Source organism: Bacteroidota bacterium (assembly GCA_016722565.1).
Classification (GTDB): domain Bacteria; phylum Bacteroidota; class Bacteroidia; order 2-12-FULL-35-15; family 2-12-FULL-35-15; genus 2-12-FULL-35-15.
The window spans coordinates 1,213,971-1,236,071 of sequence record JADKIU010000002.1; the positions used below are offsets into that span (position 1 = coordinate 1,213,971).

The window sequence follows — 22,101 nt, forward strand, 5'->3', positions numbered from 1 at the left end:
ATCCATTTGCGCATTTTTTTGTGCAAACGTAATTGACGAAATGAAATAAAACAATAGGATTAATATGTATGAATGTCTTTTCAATTGCAGATTTTAGAGGCACTAAAATAAAAGCAATTACTGATAATCACAAACAATTTAAAAGAATTCTAATAGGCTTTACGCTCCATTAATTGTTGAACTTCCGAAATGACAATAAGATGAATCCATTGCAAAGGCTGAACAGAGGGCATTATAAACAAAAAAGCCTCGCAATTTGATTGCAAGGCCTTTTTAAAGTTGACAAATTATTATTTGTTAACTGTTTTTGCTAAATCAGCTCCAGCTTTAAATTTTGCTACTTTTTTAGCAGCAATTTTAATAGCTTTTCCTGTTTGTGGGTTACGACCATTTCTAGCAGCTCTTTTAGAAACTGAGAAAGATCCAAAACCTACTAGTGCAACTCTGTCACCTTTTTTTAGTGCTTTTGTTGTAGCGTTAACGAATGCAGCTAATGCTCTTCCTGCATCAGCCTTTGTTAATTTTGTTTCTGCAGCCATTGCATCAACTAATTCTGCTTTGTTCATCTTGTTTTGTTTTTTGGGTTAAACATTAATTTATATAACGAATGTAATGCAGAAAACATACACGAGGCAAGTTTTAAAGTGAAAAAAAATGAAAATTGTTGAAAAACGGGCTTTTTGTTAATAAACCACCCCATAACAGACCTTAAATCAAGGTGTTCAGTCAGCAAATCAATTTAAAAAATCATATTTTTACACACCATTCTTATTCGATTATGAAAACAAATCCTACCAATAAATTCGACTCAAACAAACAAAAAAAAACTATTGAAATTCCTGCTGAAGGAGCACTGGGAATCCTTGCACTTGGGGCAGTTGGAATAAAAGCATGGAGAAAAAAACGAGCAGAAGATGGCGGAAGAATAACCAACAATTCAACAAATGAATAAACGATTGGCAAAAAAAGTACTGCTATTAGGTTGGGATGCTGCCGATTGGAAAATAATACATCCACTGCTAGATGCAGGTTTAATGCCATCTCTGGCATCCTTAATCAATAAAGGTGTTATGGGAGATATTGCGACATTAGATCCCGTATTGTCTCCTATTTTATGGACTTCTATTGCTACTGGAAAAACAGGTGATAAACATGGCATCTTAAATTTTGTGGAACCTGTTCCCGATAAAATGGAAGTACGACCCGTTACTTCTACTAGTAGAAAATGTAAAGCATTTTGGAATATCCTTTCACAAAACAATTTAAAATCGAATGTTGTCGGTTGGTGGCCGAGCAATCCAGTGGAACCAATCAATGGCACTATGGTATCCAATTTTTTTCAAAAAATTACAGCAGAAAAAACAGAAGATTGGAAATTACCAGAAGGTTCTATCCATCCAAAACGGCTCACTGAAATTCTTTCTGAATATAGAATTCACCCAACAGAACTAACCGGAGAACATATTTTACCTTTTGTACCAAAAGCACATTTAGTTGACCAACAAAAAGACAAATACCTTTCTATCATTGGAAAAAATATTGCCGAATGTGCCTCCACACATGCTGCAGCAACATGGCTAATGGAAAATGAACCTTGGGATTTAACAGCCGTTTATTTTGACACAATTGATCATCTGAGCCATGGATTCATGAAATATCATCCTCCTCAAATGCAAGGTATTGCCGATGACAAATTTGATCTCTACCAAGATGTTGTCAATGGAATTTACCGTTTTCATGACATGATGCTGGAACGCTACATTCAACTTGCTGGAGAAGATACTACGATTATCATTCTTTCCGATCATGGTTTTCATTCTGACCACCTTCGCCCGAAACGGCTTCCAACAGAGCCAATGGCTCCCGCTTTAGAGCATCGGCAATTTGGAATGTTTTGTATATCAGGTCCGAATATCCAAAAAGATGAACGCATCTATGGTGCAACATTGCTTGATATTACACCAACAATCTTAACCTTATTCGGCTTACCGGTTGGAAAAGATATGGATGGAAAAGTATTAACACATGTTTTCGACAATCCTGTGATCCCTTCTTATATTGACAGCTGGGAAAATGTGGATGGTAATGCAGGAAATCATCCAACTGAATTGCAAGAAGATCCTATTGCAGCGGCAGAAGCCATGAAACAGTTAATTGAATTAGGGTATATTGAAACACCATCCGAAGACAAAGCCAAAACGGTTGAGCGTGTTGTAAATGAAACTCAATTCAATCTTGCTCGAATTTATTTATTTAAAGAACAAAGTGAATTGGCCGAACCAATTTTAGAGTCCCTTTACCAACAGAATACTACAATTTCTCGGTATGGTTTAAAATATGTGGAATGCTTGTTAAAGTCAAAAAAAACAGATCGCTGCGTTTCTGTTATCGAGCAACTAAAAACACTCGACAAAAAAGATTTACCACAATTGGATTATTTGGAAGCAATTTTATTGGTCTCACAAAACAAACCAAGGAAAGCAATACCACTTTTCAAAAAAGCAATGTCAACCATATCTCATATGCCTGAAATACATGTGAAAGTCGGAGAAGCATTTATCAAACTACGAGAATGGGAAGAAGCAAAAAATGCCTTTACAAAAGCGTTGGAAATAGATTACGAAAATGCAGCAGCTCATACTGGTTTAGGAATAGCTTCTTTACGAACAGATGAACTGGATAAAGCTCTTGATCATTTATTAAATGCGGTATCACTTATTTTCAATAATGCTCAAGCCCACTATTTTTTGGGTGAAGCTTTTTATCGCTTAAAAATGTACGACAGAGCCGTTGAAGCATTTAAGGTTGCAACTACTTACCAACCCGGAAACAGAAAGGCTCACTCCTATTTAGTAAAACTATACACAGAGCATGTCATGGACTCATCAAAAGCAGAAATACACAGCAATTTCATCAAAAACAACATTAAAGGAACCATTACAATTGTTTCAGGACTCCCCCGTTCCGGCACATCCATGATGATGCAAATGTTGGCCGCTGGAGGGTTAAATATTTTAACAGATAACATTCGTGCCACGGATGAAAATAATCCGAAAGGATATTTAGAATACCAAAAAGTAAAAAGTTTAGCACATGATAATTCATGGCTACATGAAGGACAAAATAAAGTAGTAAAGGTAATTGCTCAACTCTTACAATTCCTTCCTGCTAATTATCAATATAAAGTCGTTTTTATGGAACGAGAAATGGAAGAAGTCATTCAATCGCAACAAATCATGCTTGGAAAAAAAGCAGATGTAGAAAAAAAAGTATACCCAACATCACTGGCAGATACGTTTAAAAAGCAGCTAGAGAAAACACAATCCTGGATAAAAAATCATCCTCAATTTGAAGTCACCTTTATTTCTTACTCAGATGTTATTCAAAATCCACAAGAAATAGCTGAAAACCTATCACTTTTTCTGGATTCTGAGCTGAACATTGAAAAAATGGTTCAAGCTGTTGATCGCAATCTTTATAGAAATAAAAAATCGGTTTAGTAATAAAACACAATTTTTCTTATATTTGATTAAACTATTTATCATGGAAAAGACACCACTTAACAAAAAGCTTAAATCCTATTCGGCTTTAGCCGGTTCATTGGCTTTGATTAGTTCACAGACGGATGCACAAGTCATTTACACGGATGTAAATCCCGATTCTACAACATCAATTGGAGGTTCTTATTTCAACCTGGATTTGGATAATGGTGGTGTTTTTGATTTTGCATTCAATTTAAACATCGGCTCATCTTCTTCCTACACATCACAGCAAGTTGCGGTAACTCCTGCAGGAGCAAATGGAGTTGCAGGTGACACCATTGGTGCATATGTGTATCCTTTTGCGTTAAACTCAGGAGACACCATCAAATCTACGTTACAGTTTAACTTTGGAAGTAGTCAATCGATGGCCAGCTACTTTGGTTCAGGTTCCAGTTATGGAAATTTTTTAGGTCAAACCAATAAATTTATTGGCTTACAGTTTTACATTGGGGCACAGCTTCATTATGGCTGGGCTAGATTTGATGTGGATGCAACAGCAAGTCAGTTCACCATCAAAGATTACGCATACAATGCAACTCCCAATGCATCTATTTTAGCTGGCGAAATGCCTTTAGGCGTTGAAGAAAATGCTGCATTAGCAAACACAACAATATACAGTTCCGATAAAACTATTTTTATTCAATTCTTATCTGACAAACTAATACAATCAGATGTAAAAGTGAGCAATGCTATCGGACAAGTTATATTTCAAGGAAATTTGAATGATAAAGAAAATAAAATCAATATGGCTGAAGCGAATTCAGGCATCTATTTTGTTACCATCACTCAAAACAACATTGTTTATACCAAAAAAGTATATATTCGTTAATAAATAACCATTTTGATTGCAAGCCATTCGGATTCCGAGTGGCTTTTTTATTTATTTTTGTAGCATGAATGAATTCAGAGAAGCCCTTCTTATTGCAATAACAACACCCATCTATGCGATAGTGATTGGTGCCGAGATTTTATTCAGCTATTACCATCACAAAAATTACTACTCGGTTAAAGGCACCTTATCAAACGTATATTTAACCATTTTAAACTTAAGCTTGGATATCTTAGTAAGAGGCGTGTGCTTGTTTGTACTCAACTTTTTCTTCCAATATAAATTTATTGAATTTCAAAATCCTTTTGTTTATTGGGGTATTTTACTGATTACACAAGATTTTATGTTTTATTGGCTTCATCGAATCGACCACTACTGCCGGGTATTTTGGGCCGTTCATGTAACACATCATTCGTCAGAAGAATATAATTTAACAGTCGGATTCCGTTCTTCTGTGTTTCAACCGTTGTATCGATTTATATATTTTATTCCACTTGCACTATTCGGTTTTAAAGGCATTGACATCATGTTTATTTATTCTGCCACCCAAATTTATGGCATTCTCATCCATACACAAACCGTTGACAAATTGGGTTTTCTAGAATATTTTATGTCTACCCCTTCTCACCATCGAGTGCATCATGCAAGCAATGTACTCTATCTGGATAAAAACATGGGAATGGTATTCATCATTTGGGACAAATTATTTGGCACATTCAAAGCAGAAGACAAAAATGAAAAAGTAGTTTTCGGGTTAACAGAAAACATTAAAACCTATCATCCTATTAAAATGGTTTTTCATGAATGGATAAACATTATCAATGATTTAAAAAAGCCATCCAATATTAAAGCAAAGTTTATGTATCTCTTCGGACCTCCGGGATGGAGTCATGATGGAAGTAAAAAAACATCTCGTCAGCTCCGAAACGAACTATTAAATAAAAACACGAGCTCATAATCTCTCATTGAAACGTATTCCATCCATATTATTTTTTTTAAAAAGCAGAAAAGGAATACTTACAATCATTTTCTCTCTTTTATTTATATGGTATTGTTTCTGCTTGCCTTCCCCCCTATTCAAAAACCAAACGAGTACGGTACTTGAAGACCGTGACGGAGAATTACTTGCTGCTAAAATTGCAGCAGACGGCCAGTGGCGCTTTCCATTAACAGAACAATTACCACAAAAATTTATCGATTGTATTATCCAGTTTGAAGATCGAGGTTATTATTCACATTGGGGAGTAAGCCCAACTGCCATTATCCGAGCAACGAAGCAAAACCTTGAATCAAAAAAAACAATCAGTGGTGGAAGTACCATCACCATGCAAGTAATTCGTATGTCCAGAAAGGGGCAACAGCGAACATTCTTCGAAAAATTCATCGAAATTATTTTAGCAACTCGCTTAGAGTTTAGTTATTCAAAAAAAGAAATTCTTACATTATATGCTTCTAACGCACCCTTTGGTAGCAATGTTGTAGGAATAGATGCCGCCTCGTGGAGGTATTTTGGAAGAGAACCAACCAAACTCTCATGGGCAGAAGCCGCAACATTAGCTGTATTGCCAAATGCTCCCAGTTTAATTTATCCAGGAAAAAATCAAGAACGATTATTAAAAAAGCGAAACCGTTTATTGGATCGTTTATATGTTGCAAAAAAAATAGATAAGGAAACCTGTGAGTTAAGCAAAAAAGAGCCTTTACCAGGCAAACCACACGCTATTCCGCAAATTGCTCCACACCTTTTGCAAAGAGCGGTGAAAGAAGATTTTTCGGGAAAAAGAATTCGTTCAACCATTGATGGACATTTACAAGAGCGCGCAAACACTATTATTGAGAATCATCATAAAATTTTAAAAGGAAATGAAATTCACAATGCCTGTGCCATTGTTTTGGATGTAGAAACCGGAAATGTAATTGCTTATGTAGGAAATACAAGCAATACAGGAAAACCGGAATATGAAGGCGATGTAGATATAATCAGTGCTCCACGAAGCACAGGCAGTATCTTGAAGCCATTTTTGTTTGCAAGCATGTTGAACGATGGGGAATTACTAAGCACAACATTGGTCCCTGATATTCCCACACAAATTGCCGGATATGCACCACAAAACTACAACCAGACGTTTGATGGAGCTGTACCAGCAAAGCGAGCTTTGGCGAGAAGTTTAAATATCCCTGCCGTGAGAATGTTACAAAACTATGGCATTGAAAAATTCAACTATAATTTAAAACGGTTGGGTATGACCACCCTCACAAAATCACCTGACCACTATGGATTATCAGTCATTTTAGGAGGAGCTGAAGGTAAATTATGGGACATTGTAGGCATGTATGCCAGCATGGCCAGAACATTAAATCATTATACAAAACACAATGGTAAATATGATAAAAATGATTTTCATGCACCTTACTACATTTCACGAGAAGAAAAAAATGCAATTCTTGAAAATACGTCTATTCTTGATGCTGCCTCTATCTATCTTACCTTCGAGGCGATGGTAGAGGTATCCAGACCAGATGAAGAAGCAGGATGGAAACAGTATACTTCATCGTCAAAAGTTGCATGGAAAACAGGAACCAGCTTCGGATTTAGAGATGGTTGGGCCATCGGAATAACCCCAAAATATGTTGTCGGTGTTTGGGTTGGAAATGCCGATGGAGAAGGTCGACCGGGACTTGTTGGATTACAAACAGCAGCCCCTATTATGTTTGATATTTTTAGTGTTTTAAAAACTTCAAAATGGTTCTCCCCTCCTTTTGATGAAATGGAAAAAATAAAACTATGTAAACAAAGTGGTTCTAGAGCAACAGAAATTTGCGCACCAACAGAAATCGTTTGGATACAGAAAAATGGATTACGCACAGAGCCTTGTAAATATCATCGACTCATTCACTTAGATGCAAGTGAAAGCTATCGTGTAAACAGCAATTGCGAGGATGTAAATAAGATGAAACATGTTAGTTGGTTCGTACTGCCTCCCGCAATGGAATGGTACTATAAATCGAAAAATGCTACCTACAAAGAATTACCACCATTACGAGCAGATTGCGAAACCACAGGTTTAAATGGAATGGAAATAATCTATCCAAAGCAATTCAGTAAAATATATGTACCGGTAGAAATTGATGGGACAATGGGTAAAACAATTTTTCAAGTCGCTCATAGAAAAGGAAACACATTAATCTATTGGCATCTGGATGGGGTGTTTTTGGGAACCACACAAAGCAATCATCAAATGGGATTGGCTCCTGAGGAAGGAATACACACACTTACATTGGTAGATGAAGAAGGAGAATCAATTATCCAACAATTCGAAATCGTGAGTAAGAAAAAATGAAATTAGAGTCTTTTCTTTAGAAAATTTCTAACATCAAATCGGTGACCATAGTAGATTCTTATAGAACTGAATTTATAATTCAAAGAAGATCTGGAATCATTATTTATCAAATAATTATTTGCGGCATAACACAAACCCAAATAATTTAATCTTTTATTAAATCCGATTGAAAATCTCGATTGCAAAGTTAATCCAACTGATCCGTTCTGATAAGGACTTTGATCGTAAGCATTCGTAGAATAAAAACCCTGAAATGAAATGCCCGGAACCGTTGCAATGTTAACGTACCAATATTTACCAATAACAAGCGTATAGGTATATCCACAAGAGATACCCTTATAGATAAGAGGAGGCATTGTTAAATTGCAATTCAGGTTGAAATGATTTCCTCAATGAGTCTTGAAACAGCACAGTATCAGCAGTAAGCCCGTACAACAATGCATATGTACCTAATAATAATGAACCTGCACTCTTTTTTTGACGCTGCGTAAAGCTATAGGGAGCAGCGCTTGAGAATTGTTTATTATTAAAAACATATAAGAAATTAAAACCAGCATTATAGTTTGCAATATCTGGTCGGTAAATATATTCCCATACAGGTTTTCCAGTCAATGAATCATTTCCAATTACGAATCGGTTTTTCGTTCGAAATCCTTTTGTATAACGAAAATAAACGTCATATATAAATCGTCTGGTATTTCCTCCGGTAGCTAATGCAAATTGAAAGGAATTACCATAAATTTTTTGTTGGTATTCTATGCCTATAGATTTAATACTTAAACCCAAACCCATGTTCAAATTATCATTTATGCCATATTCCATTTTGGCACCAGAAACATTATCTGTTAATGTAAAATTATTGTATCTGGTCACGGCAATTGTTCGGAGAGTAAACATGTCGTGATAATCTTCAATATAGGTAGTATCAATTTTATTGAAAATATGAGTCGTATCGCCTTTGTAATTTCCTCCATTTGCAAAAGAAGAAATCGAAAGAAAAATAAATGATATAAAAAGATATACCTTCATGAAATTAATGTGCTTTAACAGGAAAAGTATACATCGTATTCATTTTTATAGGTGTTCCATTTTGCACACCGGGGCTAAATTTCAAAGTCTCGATTAACTTTTTCACTTCTTCATCTACCCCATATCCAACGCCACTAATGATTGTAGCATTTGTAACCGTACTATCCACTTTTACATCAAAGCTTAACGTCACTTCCCCAACAATGTATTTACTTTTGGATTGTTCGGAGTACTTTAAATTCATATAAACATAGGAGTACAGGGCATTATCCCCTTTGGGAAATGACGGCTCTGAATTGGTAACAACTTTAATGTTTTGTTTATCCGTTTGAGCGACCACAGCAAACGAACAAAAAAATAAAAAAAACAGGAGTAGACTTTTTTTCATGTGAATGCTGTCAAAAAATATAACTAAAAATAAAATCGCCAAGAGTATTCTTCTTGGCGATTTCTATAAAATCAAAAGTAAATTATTTTGCTTTTACAATTTTCTTTGTTTCAACAGCAACACCTTCTCTGTATGTGCGGATGAAATAAACACCAGCTGTTAAATCAGAAAGATCTATTTCTGTAGCAGTTCCATTTGCAGGTAATTCAAAAGATTTTACTTTATCACCAACTATGTTGAACAATTCAATTGCTTCAATACCATTGTACTTAAAAGTAACTTTGTCTTTGAAAGGGTTAGGATAAACTGTTGTTAATAAATCAATTGCTTGCGTTGCAATGCCAACAGTAGCATTTACTGTCCCATTCATACCAGCATGAAAAGTACAAGTATAAAGATACGTTCCTGCAACGGTAACAGTATAATTATACATTTGTCCAGGAGTACTTAATGTACCAGAACTCATAGCTGCTGCTCCAGCAGGAACAGAAGTACTTGTCACATTGTGTGAACCACCTGCATTAATAAATTGAATCACATCACCAACGTTAGCACTAACTGCAGTTGGGAAGAACTGATTTGCCAAGCCAACACCATCGGTACCAACACCAACAGGAACTGTTGCTGCAATAGAAGTAAAACCGGCAAAAGCAAAGGCAGTAGTAAGAATTAAAGAGTAAAGTTTTTTCATATGTAAAGGGTTTAAGGGTTTATACTACAAACATACAAAAAAATCAAACAAAAACAAAATCATCCCACTACCTGCTCAAGGACAGCCATTGACTTCATTTCACCGAAGGATGGAATATGAAAACGAAAGTATGTAACCAGAAAATTCAGCATCATTTTACGCTGAACTCCATCCATCTTGATTTCATGAACAGTTTCGAAATTGGAAGCCATCAACTGATGTAGTAATTTTGCTTCTGATGCATTTAAATAGTTATTATGACTTGGCACACGGGAGACAAACTTCCCTTCTCCTAAATCAAAAAAACAATTGATTTCAGAATACAGTCCTTGTGGGAAGAAACCAAAAAATTTGCTGATTTGCACTAAAAAACAAAGGTGAAAATTGGAGCAACTTTCTGTTTTTAAATCTAAAATCAACAACGAATTTTTTATAAACGAAAACAAATCTTCATCGGCATGTTCTTCTTTTAAAGACCGAAACAAGACCTCGTTCAAAAACATTGCGATAGCACTTTTAATAATGTTGTAAGGGATTTCAGAATATGGATACAGAATGGCAATCTCCGATATTCTATTTAAGCTGGATTTTTGTGAATTAGAAACTTCCAATTCAACAATTGTCATGGGTTGAAATAAGGTCGCTTTTGTTTTTGACTTTTTGCTTCTAACACCTGAAATCATGTAGGACTGTAACCCAAACTGTTCGGTGTAAATTTTTGCGATGAGACTCGTATCGGTATATCGAATTGTTTGAAGGACTATACCACTTGTTTTATGAAGCATCGGATGAACACCAGAATGAAAATGATAGGCTAGTTAATCAAAAGAATTTTAGTAACGGCTTTCAGTGCTCCATCCTCACTGGTGCAAAACACCATATATACACCGGAACTTACACGTTCATCATTGAAATTTTTTCCATACCACAATGCCTGGCCGCCTTCTGATTTTGTTTCATACACAAGTGTACCGCTGATATCCGTAATTTTCAAGGTGGAATTATTCATTAGACCTTTAATTGCTATAGGACCTTCATAATCCGGTTTAACAGGGTTGGGAAATGCATACACATCTGTAAACCCTTCGAATGATTCAATAGAGGTTCCTCGATATGAAATTATTCCTTTGGATGTTCCAAAGTAAACCTCACCTGTTTCGTGGTTAATTGAAATACTTTTGACGTTATTGCTAAAAAGTGGGCTATTTGCTTCATCAAAATGATAAATCTGTTGAGTTCCATCTGCGGACATCAAAAACACCCCAGAATTGGATGTTCCAATCCATTTACGATTTGCATCATCTACAGCAATTGCCTGAACATTTTCAGTTTCAAGTAAAATTTGAACATGACCATCTTGTTCCAATAAAATTTGTTGTGCATCAAAGTTAGCGCCTGTAAATACATTTTCAGGCGAATAAAAAACCGCAACCCCTTTGTCAGTCCCAACCCATATTTCATCATCCAAATCTTTCGCCAAACAATACACTAAATTACTTGGCAAACCTCCATTACCGACAGCAGTATTGAGTTTTTTTGTATTAGAACCTAAAACAGGGGTGGCCGTAGTGTTTCCTTTATACACCAAAATTCCGCCTCCGCTATTAGAAATAACAACCCATTTTTGATCTTCTTTATCAATTACAATATGTTCCAAATTCGCTTTATTGATAATGGGTTGAAAATTGAGTGCGCCCCATGTACCACTTGCATTCTTGTAGGCTATTGAATTTGCAACGCCAGAATTTGTAATCCATAAATTACGACCTTCATCGATGGCTAAACCATAAGTCCAAACTGGATTGTAACCTACTAATCCCAAACCTGACAAAGAACTATTTGTTGTATTGTATAAATTTGAAATTGCACCATCATTCAGCTCTATTACGCCTTGCCCCCATGTTGTAGCATACACTTTTTTAGGATCATTTGGATCTACCAACACATTCATAATATCATAAATTGAATCCATAGAAGCCGCTGCAGATGTAGACTTTACATTATTCCATTGTTCATCTTTATATTGGTAAATTCCATCAACCCTAAACTTTGCATAACCTCCAGGAGCAACCCACAATTGGTTTTTACCTAAAGACATATTTAAGACATTTTCACTGTTAGGACCATTGGGATAGCGATATTGGTTACCGATACTAGGGCGCCAAGAAGCCAAACCATATTTGGAGTCTGCTATCCAAACTGCACCAGACGCATCCAATACGGCAGCATTTGCCCGGGTAGCATCCCCAAAATAGCCGGAATAATATCCGGTACTGCCTAATGTTGAATTATATGTATTAACTGCACCATCCAAAACAAGTACCAACTGATTAAAATTATTTTTTATCGAACGTGCATTGTAACCACTTCCCGATGCAGGAAATCCTCCAGGAATAAAATGCGTCCAAGATGTGCCATCGTATACAAAAAGAGAATCTTCGTTGAAAGCTCCAGACATTAAATTTTTAGAATAGTTGGTGTATATTTTTCCAAAAAAAGAAGTGATCGAATTATACATTCCTGTAGGCAAATCAATTCCTGTAGCTACATCATTTATAATTGTCCAGGAAGAATAATTCGCTAAATTCGGATTACTTAATAGCGCTCTGTAAATAGACGTTTCTGTTGCGGCATAAATGTACGTTCCATCAGTTGTGATATCCAACACATTAATGGTTGCGCCTAATGGACCAATGTAATACGTGTCTTTAATCTCGTTTCTATCCGTATCCAAAACCACGATTCCAAATCCACACGATAAATAAGCGTATTGATTTATAAAATGAATATTGTTTATTGATTTATTTCCGATGATCGGTTTTCTTTTAATGTCGGGCATATTGATGATTTGGGTTGCATCAACTAAATCGATGTTTGAGTTTTTATAGGCAATAAGAAACTTGTTATTATAAGGGTTAAATGCAACCTTCACCCCTTCTACATCAGACAAGCCGTTCACTTTAGACAAACGACTCATGGAATTATCTGACTTACGAAAGTTAAAAATGCCACCGGTAGTTACACAATACACAAACCCATTTCCTTCAGCCACAGAAAGCGCATTCTTGTATGAAAGATGCTCTTGCCAGCCACCAATAGGGATTTGTTGTGCCGACAGATTTGCAATAATCAATAAAAAAACAAATAGTATACTTCTTTTTTTCATTCTAACGCTTCAGAATAGGTGCATTTTAGTAAACATAAAAGTACTGCTTTTATTGTATTACTTCAAACAAATAAGTTTGGAAAATCTTAATACCTTTGTGCCATAATTGGCTTCGTAGCTCAACTGGATAGAGTGTCGGTTTCCGGTACCGAAGGTTGGGGGTTCGACTCCCTTCGAGGCCACAAATAAAAACTCCTCTGAAAATTCAGAGGAGTTTTATATTTAGGCAGTTACTGCTTTCTTTTCTTTTTTCTTTACGGAAGCAATCATCGTAATAAAATCATCAAATAAATAACGGGCATCGTAAGGTCCTGGGCAAGCCTCCGGATGATATTGCACAGAAAACACATTTCTATCAGTATATCTTAATCCTTCTATGGTATTATCATTTAAATTGATATGCGTTACTTCCATGTTCTTGATTTTTGCAACATCCTCTGCTTTTACTCCAAATCCATGGTTTTGGGAAGTAATCTCACTTTTGCCGGTAATTATATTTTTAACAGGATGATTAATCCCTCGGTGGCCTTTATGCATTTTAAAGGTAGATATTCCAGATGCTTCCGCAATCAGCTGGTGCCCCAAACAAATACCAAACGTTGGCACACCTGAGTTGATAATTGTTTTTACGGTAGCCATTTCTTCTTTCATCACAGAAGGGTCACCAGGGCCATTTGAAATCATAAAGCCATCTGGATTCCATTTCATCATTTCTTCGAAAGATGTTTTCATTGGAAATACTTGCAAATAGCATCCTCGCTCAACTAAAGATCTTAAAATATTTTTCTTAACACCAAAATCTGTAACGGCCACTTTATATTCTGAATTGGAATCCCCAACAAAATAAGGCTTTGAAGTACTCACTTTGGAAGACAATTCTAATCCTGCCATAGAAGGCACTTTTGCAAGCTTCTCCTTCAATACTGCTATATCCTGTGTTTCAGATGAAATAATGCAATTCATAGCACCTTTATCACGAATATAACGAACAATGGCACGGGTATCAACATCGGATATTGCCACGATATTGCCATTTTCAAAATAGTCTTTTAAAGAGCCATCCGAACGTTTACGAGAATGAAACTCATTGAATTGTTTGCATACCAAACCAGCAATTTTAATGGAATCTGACTCTACTTCATCTTTGTTCACGCCATAATTCCCAATATGTACATTGGTAGTAACGATAATTTGTCCGAAATAAGAAGGGTCTGTAAAAATCTCCTGATAGCCTGTCATACCGGTATTAAAGCAAATTTCTCCGGTAGCAATGCCAATTTTCCCTGCTGCTTTTCCGTAAAACACTTTACCATCTTCAAGTAATAAAATTGCGGGAGTTTTTGCTGTATATTTCATAGTTTAACTTTTACTCCTTCGCCTTCCTCAAGGAGAAGGTAAGGATGAGGTCCGGTCATAAAAAAAGGATAAAGCAAAATTACTTTATCCTTTTTAAGATTGAAAATATTAAATTAACAAATTATTCACTTTTTGCGTCGTCATCTGTTGATTCTTCAGATTTTCCAGTTGTTTTAGCTGTAGTATCTGTTGATTTCTTTTTACCACCACGTCTTGATGTTTTCGCTTTAGCAGGAGCTTTAGCCGCCAACATATTTTCGTTGAAGTCTACCAACTCGATAAAGCACATGTCAGCATTATCACCTAAACGTCCACCTGTTTTAAGGATACGAGTATATCCACCCGGACGGTCAGCAATCTTTGTAGAGATGTCTTTAAAAAGCATTTCAACCGCTTCTTTATTGCCTAAATAAGCAAAAACAGTACGTCTTGAATGTGTAGAATCCTCTTTTGATTTTGTTAAAATTGGCTCAACATACGTTCTTAATGCTTTCGCTTTAGCAAGAGTTGTGTTGATACGTTTATGTAGAATCAATGAACTTGCCATATTCGCTAACATCGCTTTGCGGTGAGCAGATTTTCTACCTAAATTATTTATTTTATCTCCGTGTCTCATTTTATTTTTTAGTATTGAGATGTAAGATGTGAGATGTGAGATAAAACTAAACGTCTCATATCTCTAATCTCAAATCTCTAATCTGTTTTTATTCTTTATCTAATTTATATTTTGCTAAGTTCATTCCAAAAGTCAAGCCTTTGTTTGCAACTAAATCTTCCAATTCGGTAAGTGATTTTTTACCAAAATTTCTGAATTTTAAAAGATCGTGTTTTGCAAAAGATACTAAATCAGCTAACGTTTCAACATCTGCAGCTTTTAAGCAATTTAAAGCACGAACAGATAAATCCATATCAACTAATTTCGTTTTAAGCAACTGACGCATGTGCAATGATGTTTCATCAAACTCTTCAGTAGCCATTTTCTCTTCGGTATCTAAAGTGATACGCTCATCAGAGAATAACATGAAGTGATGAATTAAAATTTTAGCCGCTTCTTTCAACGCTTCTTTCGGGTGAATAGATCCGTCAGTTGTAATATTCATAATCAACTTCTCGTAATCTGTTTTTTGCTCCACACGGAAGTTCTCGATGCTGTATTGAACATTTTTGATTGGCGTGTAAATTGAGTCAATTGGAATTAAACCGGCAGACGCATTTACAGGCTTGTTCTCTTCAGCTGGAACATAACCACGACCTTTATCAATGGTTAATTCTAATTTCAACTTAACAGTTGGTTCCATGTTACAGATAACTAAATCTGAATTTAATACTTGGAAACCTGAAGTAAATTTACCGATATCGCCTGCAGTCAACTGAGTTTTACCAGTAACAGTAACAGTGATTTTTTCAAAATCAGTAGTTTCGATTTGTTTTTTGAAACGAACTTGTTTTAAGTTCAAAATAATTTCAGTAATATCTTCAGCAACACCTTTAAGTGTAGAAAACTCGTGATCAACGCCTTCGATTTTGATAGTAGTGATCGCATGACCTTCTAAAGAAGACAATAAAATTCTTCTTAAAGCATTACCAACAGTAATACCATAACCAGGCTCTAGTGGACGGAACTCAAATTGACCTTCCGTTTCACTTGAGTTAATCATAATCACCTTATCAGGTTTTTGAAAAGCTAAAATTGCCATGTGTTATATTTTATTAAGTTAATTACTATTTTAATTTGTCTAATAACAGATAATACTATCGTTATAAGTGCTCTAGGATTATTTAGAGTACAACTCGACAATTAGTTGTTCTTTAATATTCTCAGGGATTTGAACTCTTTCAGGAACTGAAATGAATTTTCCAGTCATTGTAGATTTATCAAAATCCATCCAAGGATAAGAGTTAGTAGCACCAGCAACACTGTTGTTGATTACCTCTAACGTTTTTGAGCGCTCACGAACTGCAATAACATCACCTGCTTTCAAAATGTAAGAAGGGATATTTACCACATTACCATTTACAGTGATGTGACGGTGACCAACCAATTGGCGAGCCCCACTACGAGTAGGTGCAATCCCCATACGATAAACAACGTTATCAATACGAGATTCGATTAATTGTAACAACACTTCACCTGTAACACCATGTGCACGCTGTGCCATTGTATAAATTTTAGCAAACTGACGCTCTAAAATACCGTATGTATATTTTGCTTTTTGTTTTTCTTGTAACTGAACAGCATATTCCGATTGTTTAGCACGTTTTTTTGACAAACCGTGTTGTCCCGGAGGGTAGTTCTTTTTTTCTAAAACTTTATCAGGACCAAAAATTGGTTCTTTGAACTTTCTTGCTATTCTTGACTTAGGGCCGATGTATCTTGCCATTGTATTTTTTTATTTTTTAAATTCTATTGTTACTTTATTAAAGTCTTTGACTTTTTACTTTTGTCTTTTGACTTAATATTATACTCTTCTACGTTTTGGAGGACGGCAACCGTTGTGAGGAATTGGTGTAATATCCATAATTTCCGTAACTTCTATTCCAGCACCGGCTAAAGTACGGATAGCAGATTCACGGCCTGCACCAGGTCCTTTTACGAATACTTTTACTTTTCTCAAACCAGAATCGTGTGCAACTTTAGCACAATCCTGAGCAGCTAATTGAGCAGCATAAGGTGTATTTTTTTTAGATCCACGGAATCCCATTTTACCAGCACTTGACCAAGAAATAACTTGTCCGCTTAAGTTTGTTAATGAGATAATAATGTTGTTAAATGTTGCATTAATGTGAGCTTCGCCCACTGCATCTACTTTTACAACTCTTTTCTTTGCTGCAGCTTTTGCTGTAGTTGTTGTTTGGTTTGTTTTAGCCATTTTTTGTTTTTATGATCGTTAACAGTTACGTTAACCATTTATTAATTTACTTTTCCTTATCCTTCCTCTACTGAGGGGTGGGATAGTTTATTATTTAGTTACTTTTTTCTTGTTAGCAACTGTTTTACGCTTACCTTTTCTAGTACGTGCGTTATTTTTAGTTGTTTGACCACGAACTGGTAAACCAACACGATGACGAATCCCTCTGTATGCACCAATATCCATCAAACGTTTGATGTTCAATTGAACTTCAGAACGCAAAGCACCTTCTAATTTATATTTATCAGTTAAGATGGTACGGATTGCAGTTAATTGTGCATCGTTCCAATCTTGAACTTTGATATTCCAATCAATACCAGCTTCTGTTAATACTTTTTGAGCAGTACTGCGGCCTATCCCGTAGATATAAGTTAAACCGATTTCTCCTCTTTTGTTGTTTGGTAAGTCAATACCTGCAATTCTAGCCATTGTTTTATTTTAGTTTAATGTTTGAAAGTTTAAAGCTTAAAGTTATGGGTAATCCAACTTTTCAACTTTGAACTTTGAACTTATTTTTATCCTTGTCTTTGTTTAAATTTAGGATTCTTTTTGTTGATTACATACAAAACGCCCTTTCTGCGAACGATTTTGCAGTCAACACTTCTTTTTTTAATTGATGTTCTAACTTTCATTTTTACTAATTTTTATTTGTATCTGTATGAAATTCTTCCTTTTGTTAAATCGTACGGTGACATTTCAATTTTCACTTTATCACCATTTAATATTTTTATATAGTGCATTCGCATCTTCCCTGAAATGTGAGCTGTAATCACATGTCCATTTTCGAGCTCAACACGAAACATTGCATTTGACAATGCTTCCAAAATTGTTCCATCCTGCTCAATTGACGCTTGTTTAGCCATACTTAATTAATTTTAGATCTATTGTAATTTTTTATTTAACGATTCTTAAAAACTACTATGTTACAAATTCTAAAATTTTGTTTTTATTTTTTATTTAAAACCTCTTCTACAAATTCAAAGCTTGATAAAATATCAGCTTTGTTCTTTCCTATTGCAATGGTATGCTCAAAATGTGCTGAAGGCATATTATCTGCAGTAGTGATGGTCCAACCATCATTGTGTTGTCTGATTGCTTTCTTTCCCATATTAATCATAGGTTCAATCGCAATTACTAACCCTTCCTGTAACTTTAACCCTGTACCTTTTTTACCATAATTAGGAACTTCAGGCGCCTCATGTAAGCTTTGTCCAACACCATGCCCAACAAGTTCTCTGACTACAGAAAAACCATTTATTTCAGCATTTACTTGAACTGCATCACCGATATCCCCTATTCGCTTACCTACAACGGCTACTTCAATTGCTTTGTAAAGACTTTCCTTTGTAACCTTTAAAAGGTTCAAAATTTCAGGCTTTACATCACCAATTGCAAAAGTATAAGCAGAATCACCAAAAAATTTATTTTTGATTACTCCACAATCAACAGAAACAATATCACCGTCTTTTAATTCATACTTACCGGGTATTCCATGGACTACTTGTGAATTAACTGAAATACACAATGAGTTCGGGAAACCGTTATAATTTAAAAAAGCAGGTATTGCTTTGTGATCATTAATAAACTCAAATGCTAATTTATCCAATGATAAGGTAGTAACACCAGGTTTAATAACTTTTGCAACTTCGGCTAAAGTTTTTCCAACAAGTAAAGAACTTTCTCGTATTAACTCTATTTCTTCTTTCGTTTTATAATACAAGCCTTTCACGCTCTGCTTTCCCCTCTTCTTATATTAAGCTGTAGTCATACTCATTGAAGAGCGACCTTTTATTCTTCCATTCTTCATTAATCCATCATAATGACGCATTAACAAATGACTTTCAATTTGTTGTAATGTATCTAAAACAACACCCACCAAAATCAACAATGATGTTCCTCCAAAAAATTGAGCAAATCCAGCGTCAACATTCAATAAGTATGCAAAAGCAGGTAAAATTGCTACAAATGCTAACAAAATAGAACCAGGCAATGTAATTCTGGACATTACCGCATCAATGAATTCAGCTGTTTTTTTACCCGGTACAACCCCTGGAACAAAACCACCATTACGTTTCATATCCTCTGCCATTTGGTTTGGATTTACAGTAATAGCGGTATAAAAATATGTAAAAACAATAATCAATAGCGCAAATACTAAATTATACCAAAAACCATTGTGGTTTGACAATGCGCCTAATACACCTGTTAATGATTCAGATTGAGTATAAGAAATAACTGTAATCGGAATAAACATAATTGCTTGAGCAAAAATGATTGGCATTACACCAGCTGCATTCACTTTCAAAGGAATGTATTGGCGAGTGCCACCGTATTGTTTGCTACCAACAATTTTCTTCGCGTATTGCACAGGAATTTTGCGGGTACCTTGAACCAACATAATTGATCCAACAATGATTAATAATAAAAGAACGATTTCGATTAATAACATAATTAATCCACCGCCTCCACCTTCGCCACCTAAGCGGTTAGCAAATTCTTGTAAGAAAGACTCAGGCAAACGAGCAATGATACCAATCATAATGATTAACGAAATTCCATTACCAATACCTTTATCGGTAATTTTTTCACCCAACCACATTACAAACATAGTACCTGTAACCAAAATCAAAATAGATTGTGCCATCCAACCAAAACCTGCATCAGCAACAACACCTGCTTTATTTGTAATTTGGGTAGCAATGTAACCAGGGGCTTGCATCAATGTAATACCTACAGTTAAAAAACGAGTAATTTGATTTATTTTTTTACGGCCGCTTTCACCTGACATTTGAAGCTTACGGAAATAAGGTAAAGCCATACCTAACAACTGCACTACAATGGATGCAGAGATATAAGGCATGATTCCTAAACCAAAAACAGAAGCACGAGAGAAGGCACCATTTGCAAAAATATTAATCAAGCCGATTATTCCTTCGTTAGATGTCTTACTTGCATCAGAAAGTGCTTTCGCGTCTACTCCAGGAAGAACGACATATGAACCCAAACGGTAAACCAAAATAAGTCCGAGCGTCATAAGAATACGACTTCTCAGCTCTTCGATTTTCCAAATGTTTTTTAATGTATTTATAAAGTTTTTCATAAAACAGTATTACTGTGTTTAATTAAGCTTTTTCAACTGAAACAGCTGATCCGCCTTTTGCTTCAATTGCAGATTTTGCAGATGCAGAAAATGCATGCACAGAAACATCTACTTTAGATTTTAGTTCACCACGACCAAGCACTTTCACTTTGTCGTTTTTGTGAGCCAATCCTTTTGATATCAAAAATGCTAAATCGATTGTAGCAACTTTGTTGTTATCTACTAAGCCTTGAATAACATCTAAGTTAATTCCACGATATTCAACACGGTTAATATTTTTAAATCCGAATTTCGGAACACGTCTTTGTAATGGCATTTGACCACCTTCAAAACCTCTTTTCGCAGAGTATCCGGAACGTGACTGAGCACCTTTGTGACCTTTTGTTGATGTTACGCCTTTTCCTGATCCTTGACCTCTACCTAAACGCTTTTTAGCATTTTTTACAGAACCTTCTGCTGGTGTTAATTTACTTAAGTTCATCTTTTTAATTTTATAATTTTTGATTTTTAGATTCTAACAAATCTAAATTTCTACAATTTATTTTTACTTAATTACGGTTATCAAATGAGCTACTTTGTTTACCATTCCCATTACTTGAGGAGTTGCTTCCTTCTCAATTGTTTGGTGCATTTTGATAAAGCCTAAAGCGCGCAAAGTACGTTTTTGACGAACTGTTTGTCCGATTCCGCTTTTTACTTGTTTAATTTTAATTGTTGCCATTTTTATTTTAGTTTAAAGTTTGAAAGTTTAAGGTTTAAAGTTTTTCAACTTTTCAACTTTGAACTTTTAACTTATTTTTATCCGTTAAATACTTTTTCCATTGAGATACCACGTGTTTGCGCTACAGTTGCAGCATCACGCATTTTCATCAACGCATCCATTGTTGCTTTCACAACGTTATGAGGGTTTGAAGAACCTTTAGATTTTGCCAATACGTCTGTAACACCAACGCTTTCTAAAACTGCACGCATCGCACCACCTGCAATAACACCGGTACCATGAGCTGCTGGTTTTAAGAAAACCAAAGATCCACTGAATTTGCCCAATTGTTCGTGAGGAACAGTTCCTTTAACAATAGCAACTTTAATCAGATTCTTTTTAGCATCATCAATTCCTTTAGTAATAGCATCCGTAACCTCTTTTGCTTTTCCTAAACCATAACCAACAATCCCTTTTTCGTTTCCAACTACAACGATAGCTGAAAAGGTGAAGTTTCTACCTCCTTTAGTAACTTTCGTTACACGTTGGATACGAACAAGTTTATCTTTTAGTTCGATATCACTTGATTTTACTCGTTTAAGGTTTGCGTTTGACATTATCTGTTATTTTTAGATTCAGTCCCGATAACGGGATTTAATTTTTTACATTAGAATTTTAAACCAGCTTCACGAGCACCTTCTGCTAATGATTTCACACGTCCATGATACAAATAACCATTTCTATCAAAACGAACAGATGAAATTCCTGCTTTAATTGCTTTTTCAGCGATTGCTTTACCAACCAATTTCGCTTGGTCAATTTTATTTCCTTTTGCATCAGCGATTCCTTTGTCAGTTGAAGATGCTGCTACCAATGTTTTTTCAGCAACATCATCAATCAATTGAACGTAGATACCTTTGTTACTTCTGAAAACAGACAAGCGTGGGCTTTGAGCGTCTCCGTTAACTACTTTACGGATACGTTGTTTAATTCTGTTTCTTCTGAAATCTTTTGTATTAGCCATTTTATTTACCTTATTTCTGCCCCATT

26 protein-coding genes and 1 tRNA gene are annotated in these 22,101 nt (G+C 35.4%); 6 read left to right on the plus strand and 21 right to left on the minus strand.

Features of this window, described 5'->3' with window-relative positions; genetic code table 11:
• Nucleotides 1–290 precede the first annotated feature (290 nt).
• Complete coding sequence (locus IPP64_10865) at nucleotides 291–566, minus strand: HU family DNA-binding protein (protein ID MBL0329892.1); 276 nt, start codon at nucleotides 564–566, stop codon at nucleotides 291–293.
• A gap of 212 nt (nucleotides 567–778) precedes the next feature.
• Here IPP64_10865 and IPP64_10870 point away from each other — a divergent pair, with 212 nt between their 5' ends.
• From IPP64_10870 to pbpC, 5 genes are all read left to right on the plus strand, one after another.
• Entirely contained in the window at nucleotides 779–952 is a 174-nt protein-coding gene (locus tag IPP64_10870) for a hypothetical protein (protein MBL0329893.1), read from the plus strand.
• Nucleotides 945–3,500: an alkaline phosphatase family protein gene (locus IPP64_10875; protein ID MBL0329894.1), complete on the plus strand. Its 2,556-nt coding sequence runs from the start codon at nucleotides 945–947 to the stop codon at nucleotides 3,498–3,500. Before IPP64_10870 ends, IPP64_10875 begins: the two co-directional genes overlap by 8 nt.
• A gap of 43 nt (nucleotides 3,501–3,543) precedes the next feature.
• Nucleotides 3,544–4,371, plus strand: coding sequence for a T9SS type A sorting domain-containing protein (locus tag IPP64_10880; GenBank protein MBL0329895.1), 828 nt, complete (start codon nucleotides 3,544–3,546; stop codon nucleotides 4,369–4,371).
• Nucleotides 4,372–4,435: 64 nt separating this feature from the next.
• Nucleotides 4,436–5,329 (plus strand): sterol desaturase family protein, encoded by an 894-nt coding sequence (locus IPP64_10885; protein MBL0329896.1) that lies wholly within the window; start codon nucleotides 4,436–4,438, stop codon nucleotides 5,327–5,329.
• 16 nt (nucleotides 5,330–5,345) lie between these two features.
• Nucleotides 5,346–7,712, plus strand: coding sequence for a penicillin-binding protein 1C (gene pbpC, locus IPP64_10890; GenBank protein ID MBL0329897.1), 2,367 nt, complete (start codon nucleotides 5,346–5,348; stop codon nucleotides 7,710–7,712).
• A gap of 2 nt (nucleotides 7,713–7,714) precedes the next feature.
• Here pbpC and IPP64_10895 read toward each other — a convergent pair whose 3' ends face one another.
• The 6 genes from IPP64_10895 to IPP64_10920 all read right to left on the minus strand — a co-directional run bounded on the left by IPP64_10895 (nucleotide 7,715) and on the right by IPP64_10920 (nucleotide 12,986).
• Nucleotides 7,715–8,068 carry a DUF4421 family protein gene (locus tag IPP64_10895; GenBank protein ID MBL0329898.1) on the minus strand — a complete coding sequence of 118 codons (354 nt, stop codon included), beginning with the start codon at nucleotides 8,066–8,068 and terminating at the stop codon, nucleotides 7,715–7,717.
• Entirely contained in the window at nucleotides 8,049–8,741 is a 693-nt protein-coding gene (locus IPP64_10900) for a DUF4421 family protein (GenBank protein MBL0329899.1), read from the minus strand. Before IPP64_10900 ends, IPP64_10895 begins: the two co-directional genes overlap by 20 nt.
• A gap of 4 nt (nucleotides 8,742–8,745) precedes the next feature.
• On the minus strand, nucleotides 8,746–9,129 hold the full coding sequence (locus tag IPP64_10905) for a TonB family protein (GenBank protein MBL0329900.1): 384 nt from the start codon (nucleotides 9,127–9,129) through the stop codon (nucleotides 8,746–8,748).
• Between the two features lie 82 nt (nucleotides 9,130–9,211).
• The gene (locus tag IPP64_10910; protein ID MBL0329901.1) at nucleotides 9,212–9,820 is read right to left on the minus strand and encodes a T9SS type A sorting domain-containing protein; all 609 of its coding nucleotides are present in this window, start codon (nucleotides 9,818–9,820) and stop codon (nucleotides 9,212–9,214) included.
• A gap of 59 nt (nucleotides 9,821–9,879) precedes the next feature.
• Nucleotides 9,880–10,605, minus strand: a complete 726-nt coding sequence (gene recO, locus IPP64_10915) for a DNA repair protein RecO (GenBank protein MBL0329902.1) — start codon at nucleotides 10,603–10,605, stop codon at nucleotides 9,880–9,882.
• A 29-nt stretch (nucleotides 10,606–10,634) separates the two neighbouring features.
• Nucleotides 10,635–12,986, minus strand: a complete 2,352-nt coding sequence (locus tag IPP64_10920; GenBank protein ID MBL0329903.1) for a hypothetical protein — start codon at nucleotides 12,984–12,986, stop codon at nucleotides 10,635–10,637.
• A gap of 108 nt (nucleotides 12,987–13,094) precedes the next feature.
• Between IPP64_10920 and IPP64_10925 the strand changes: the two genes are divergently transcribed.
• Nucleotides 13,095–13,168 (plus strand) — tRNA-Arg (locus IPP64_10925).
• A gap of 40 nt (nucleotides 13,169–13,208) precedes the next feature.
• Here the strand turns inward: IPP64_10925 and carA are convergent.
• From carA to IPP64_10995, 14 genes are all read right to left on the minus strand, one after another.
• Nucleotides 13,209–14,342 (minus strand): glutamine-hydrolyzing carbamoyl-phosphate synthase small subunit, encoded by a 1,134-nt coding sequence (gene carA, locus IPP64_10930; GenBank protein MBL0329904.1) that lies wholly within the window; start codon nucleotides 14,340–14,342, stop codon nucleotides 13,209–13,211.
• Nucleotides 14,343–14,463: 121 nt separating this feature from the next.
• A complete protein-coding gene (rplQ, locus tag IPP64_10935) occupies nucleotides 14,464–14,958 on the minus strand; it encodes a 50S ribosomal protein L17 (GenBank protein ID MBL0329905.1) in 495 nt (164 codons plus the stop codon).
• 88 nt (nucleotides 14,959–15,046) lie between these two features.
• Nucleotides 15,047–16,039: a DNA-directed RNA polymerase subunit alpha gene (locus IPP64_10940; GenBank protein MBL0329906.1), complete on the minus strand. Its 993-nt coding sequence runs from the start codon at nucleotides 16,037–16,039 to the stop codon at nucleotides 15,047–15,049.
• Nucleotides 16,040–16,117: 78 nt separating this feature from the next.
• On the minus strand, nucleotides 16,118–16,723 hold the full coding sequence (rpsD, locus tag IPP64_10945) for a 30S ribosomal protein S4 (protein ID MBL0329907.1): 606 nt from the start codon (nucleotides 16,721–16,723) through the stop codon (nucleotides 16,118–16,120).
• Nucleotides 16,724–16,801: 78 nt separating this feature from the next.
• Nucleotides 16,802–17,212 carry a 30S ribosomal protein S11 gene (gene rpsK, locus IPP64_10950; GenBank protein MBL0329908.1) on the minus strand — a complete coding sequence of 137 codons (411 nt, stop codon included), beginning with the start codon at nucleotides 17,210–17,212 and terminating at the stop codon, nucleotides 16,802–16,804.
• 90 nt (nucleotides 17,213–17,302) lie between these two features.
• Nucleotides 17,303–17,680, minus strand: coding sequence for a 30S ribosomal protein S13 (gene rpsM, locus IPP64_10955; protein ID MBL0329909.1), 378 nt, complete (start codon nucleotides 17,678–17,680; stop codon nucleotides 17,303–17,305).
• A gap of 86 nt (nucleotides 17,681–17,766) precedes the next feature.
• A complete protein-coding gene (rpmJ, locus tag IPP64_10960; protein MBL0329910.1) occupies nucleotides 17,767–17,883 on the minus strand; it encodes a 50S ribosomal protein L36 in 117 nt (38 codons plus the stop codon).
• A 12-nt stretch (nucleotides 17,884–17,895) separates the two neighbouring features.
• Nucleotides 17,896–18,114 (minus strand): translation initiation factor IF-1, encoded by a 219-nt coding sequence (gene infA / locus IPP64_10965; GenBank protein MBL0329911.1) that lies wholly within the window; start codon nucleotides 18,112–18,114, stop codon nucleotides 17,896–17,898.
• A gap of 83 nt (nucleotides 18,115–18,197) precedes the next feature.
• On the minus strand, nucleotides 18,198–18,980 hold the full coding sequence (gene map, locus IPP64_10970; GenBank protein ID MBL0329912.1) for a type I methionyl aminopeptidase: 783 nt from the start codon (nucleotides 18,978–18,980) through the stop codon (nucleotides 18,198–18,200).
• A gap of 24 nt (nucleotides 18,981–19,004) precedes the next feature.
• The gene (gene secY, locus IPP64_10975) at nucleotides 19,005–20,351 is read right to left on the minus strand and encodes a preprotein translocase subunit SecY (GenBank protein ID MBL0329913.1); all 1,347 of its coding nucleotides are present in this window, start codon (nucleotides 20,349–20,351) and stop codon (nucleotides 19,005–19,007) included.
• Between the two features lie 22 nt (nucleotides 20,352–20,373).
• Nucleotides 20,374–20,832 carry a 50S ribosomal protein L15 gene (gene rplO, locus IPP64_10980; GenBank protein MBL0329914.1) on the minus strand — a complete coding sequence of 153 codons (459 nt, stop codon included), beginning with the start codon at nucleotides 20,830–20,832 and terminating at the stop codon, nucleotides 20,374–20,376.
• Nucleotides 20,833–20,895: 63 nt separating this feature from the next.
• Nucleotides 20,896–21,072, minus strand: a complete 177-nt coding sequence (rpmD, locus tag IPP64_10985; GenBank protein ID MBL0329915.1) for a 50S ribosomal protein L30 — start codon at nucleotides 21,070–21,072, stop codon at nucleotides 20,896–20,898.
• 77 nt (nucleotides 21,073–21,149) lie between these two features.
• Nucleotides 21,150–21,668 carry a 30S ribosomal protein S5 gene (gene rpsE, locus IPP64_10990; protein MBL0329916.1) on the minus strand — a complete coding sequence of 173 codons (519 nt, stop codon included), beginning with the start codon at nucleotides 21,666–21,668 and terminating at the stop codon, nucleotides 21,150–21,152.
• A gap of 50 nt (nucleotides 21,669–21,718) precedes the next feature.
• Nucleotides 21,719–22,075, minus strand: a complete 357-nt coding sequence (locus IPP64_10995; protein MBL0329917.1) for a 50S ribosomal protein L18 — start codon at nucleotides 22,073–22,075, stop codon at nucleotides 21,719–21,721.
• Nucleotides 22,076–22,101: the final 26 nt, after the last annotated feature.

Bases quoted from the DNA above. Each gene is read 5' to 3' on its own strand.
- rpmD (MBL0329915.1), bottom strand. From the start codon at position 21,072: ATGGCAACAATTAAAATTAAACAAGTAAAAAGCGGAATCGGACAAACA.
- rpsD (MBL0329907.1), bottom strand. From the start codon at position 16,723: ATGGCAAGATACATCGGCCCTAAGTCAAGAATAGCAAGAAAGTTCAAA.
- rplQ (MBL0329905.1), bottom strand. From the start codon at position 14,958: ATGAGACACGGAGATAAAATAAATAATTTAGGTAGAAAATCTGCTCAC.
- rpsM (MBL0329909.1), bottom strand. From the start codon at position 17,680: ATGGCTAGAATTGCAGGTATTGACTTACCAAACAACAAAAGAGGAGAA.
- recO (MBL0329902.1), bottom strand. From the start codon at position 10,605: ATGCTTCATAAAACAAGTGGTATAGTCCTTCAAACAATTCGATATACC.
- rpmJ (MBL0329910.1), bottom strand. From the start codon at position 17,883: ATGAAAGTTAGAACATCAATTAAAAAAAGAAGTGTTGACTGCAAAATC.
- IPP64_10895 (MBL0329898.1), bottom strand. From the start codon at position 8,068: ATGCCTCCTCTTATCTATAAGGGTATCTCTTGTGGATATACCTATACG.
- IPP64_10865 (MBL0329892.1), bottom strand. From the start codon at position 566: ATGAACAAAGCAGAATTAGTTGATGCAATGGCTGCAGAAACAAAATTA.
- IPP64_10905 (MBL0329900.1), bottom strand. From the start codon at position 9,129: ATGAAAAAAAGTCTACTCCTGTTTTTTTTATTTTTTTGTTCGTTTGCT.
- IPP64_10910 (MBL0329901.1), bottom strand. From the start codon at position 9,820: ATGAAAAAACTTTACTCTTTAATTCTTACTACTGCCTTTGCTTTTGCC.
- IPP64_10870 (MBL0329893.1), top strand. From the start codon at position 779: ATGAAAACAAATCCTACCAATAAATTCGACTCAAACAAACAAAAAAAA.
- IPP64_10900 (MBL0329899.1), bottom strand. From the start codon at position 8,741: ATGAAGGTATATCTTTTTATATCATTTATTTTTCTTTCGATTTCTTCT.
- IPP64_10995 (MBL0329917.1), bottom strand. From the start codon at position 22,075: ATGGCTAATACAAAAGATTTCAGAAGAAACAGAATTAAACAACGTATC.
- IPP64_10885 (MBL0329896.1), top strand. From the start codon at position 4,436: ATGAATGAATTCAGAGAAGCCCTTCTTATTGCAATAACAACACCCATC.
- rpsK (MBL0329908.1), bottom strand. From the start codon at position 17,212: ATGGCTAAAACAAACCAAACAACAACTACAGCAAAAGCTGCAGCAAAG.
- rpsE (MBL0329916.1), bottom strand. From the start codon at position 21,668: ATGTCAAACGCAAACCTTAAACGAGTAAAATCAAGTGATATCGAACTA.
- secY (MBL0329913.1), bottom strand. From the start codon at position 20,351: ATGAAAAACTTTATAAATACATTAAAAAACATTTGGAAAATCGAAGAG.
- IPP64_10880 (MBL0329895.1), top strand. From the start codon at position 3,544: ATGGAAAAGACACCACTTAACAAAAAGCTTAAATCCTATTCGGCTTTA.
- IPP64_10920 (MBL0329903.1), bottom strand. From the start codon at position 12,986: ATGAAAAAAAGAAGTATACTATTTGTTTTTTTATTGATTATTGCAAAT.
- carA (MBL0329904.1), bottom strand. From the start codon at position 14,342: ATGAAATATACAGCAAAAACTCCCGCAATTTTATTACTTGAAGATGGT.
- rplO (MBL0329914.1), bottom strand. From the start codon at position 20,832: ATGAACTTAAGTAAATTAACACCAGCAGAAGGTTCTGTAAAAAATGCT.
- IPP64_10940 (MBL0329906.1), bottom strand. From the start codon at position 16,039: ATGGCAATTTTAGCTTTTCAAAAACCTGATAAGGTGATTATGATTAAC.
- infA (MBL0329911.1), bottom strand. From the start codon at position 18,114: ATGGCTAAACAAGCGTCAATTGAGCAGGATGGAACAATTTTGGAAGCA.
- IPP64_10875 (MBL0329894.1), top strand. From the start codon at position 945: ATGAATAAACGATTGGCAAAAAAAGTACTGCTATTAGGTTGGGATGCT.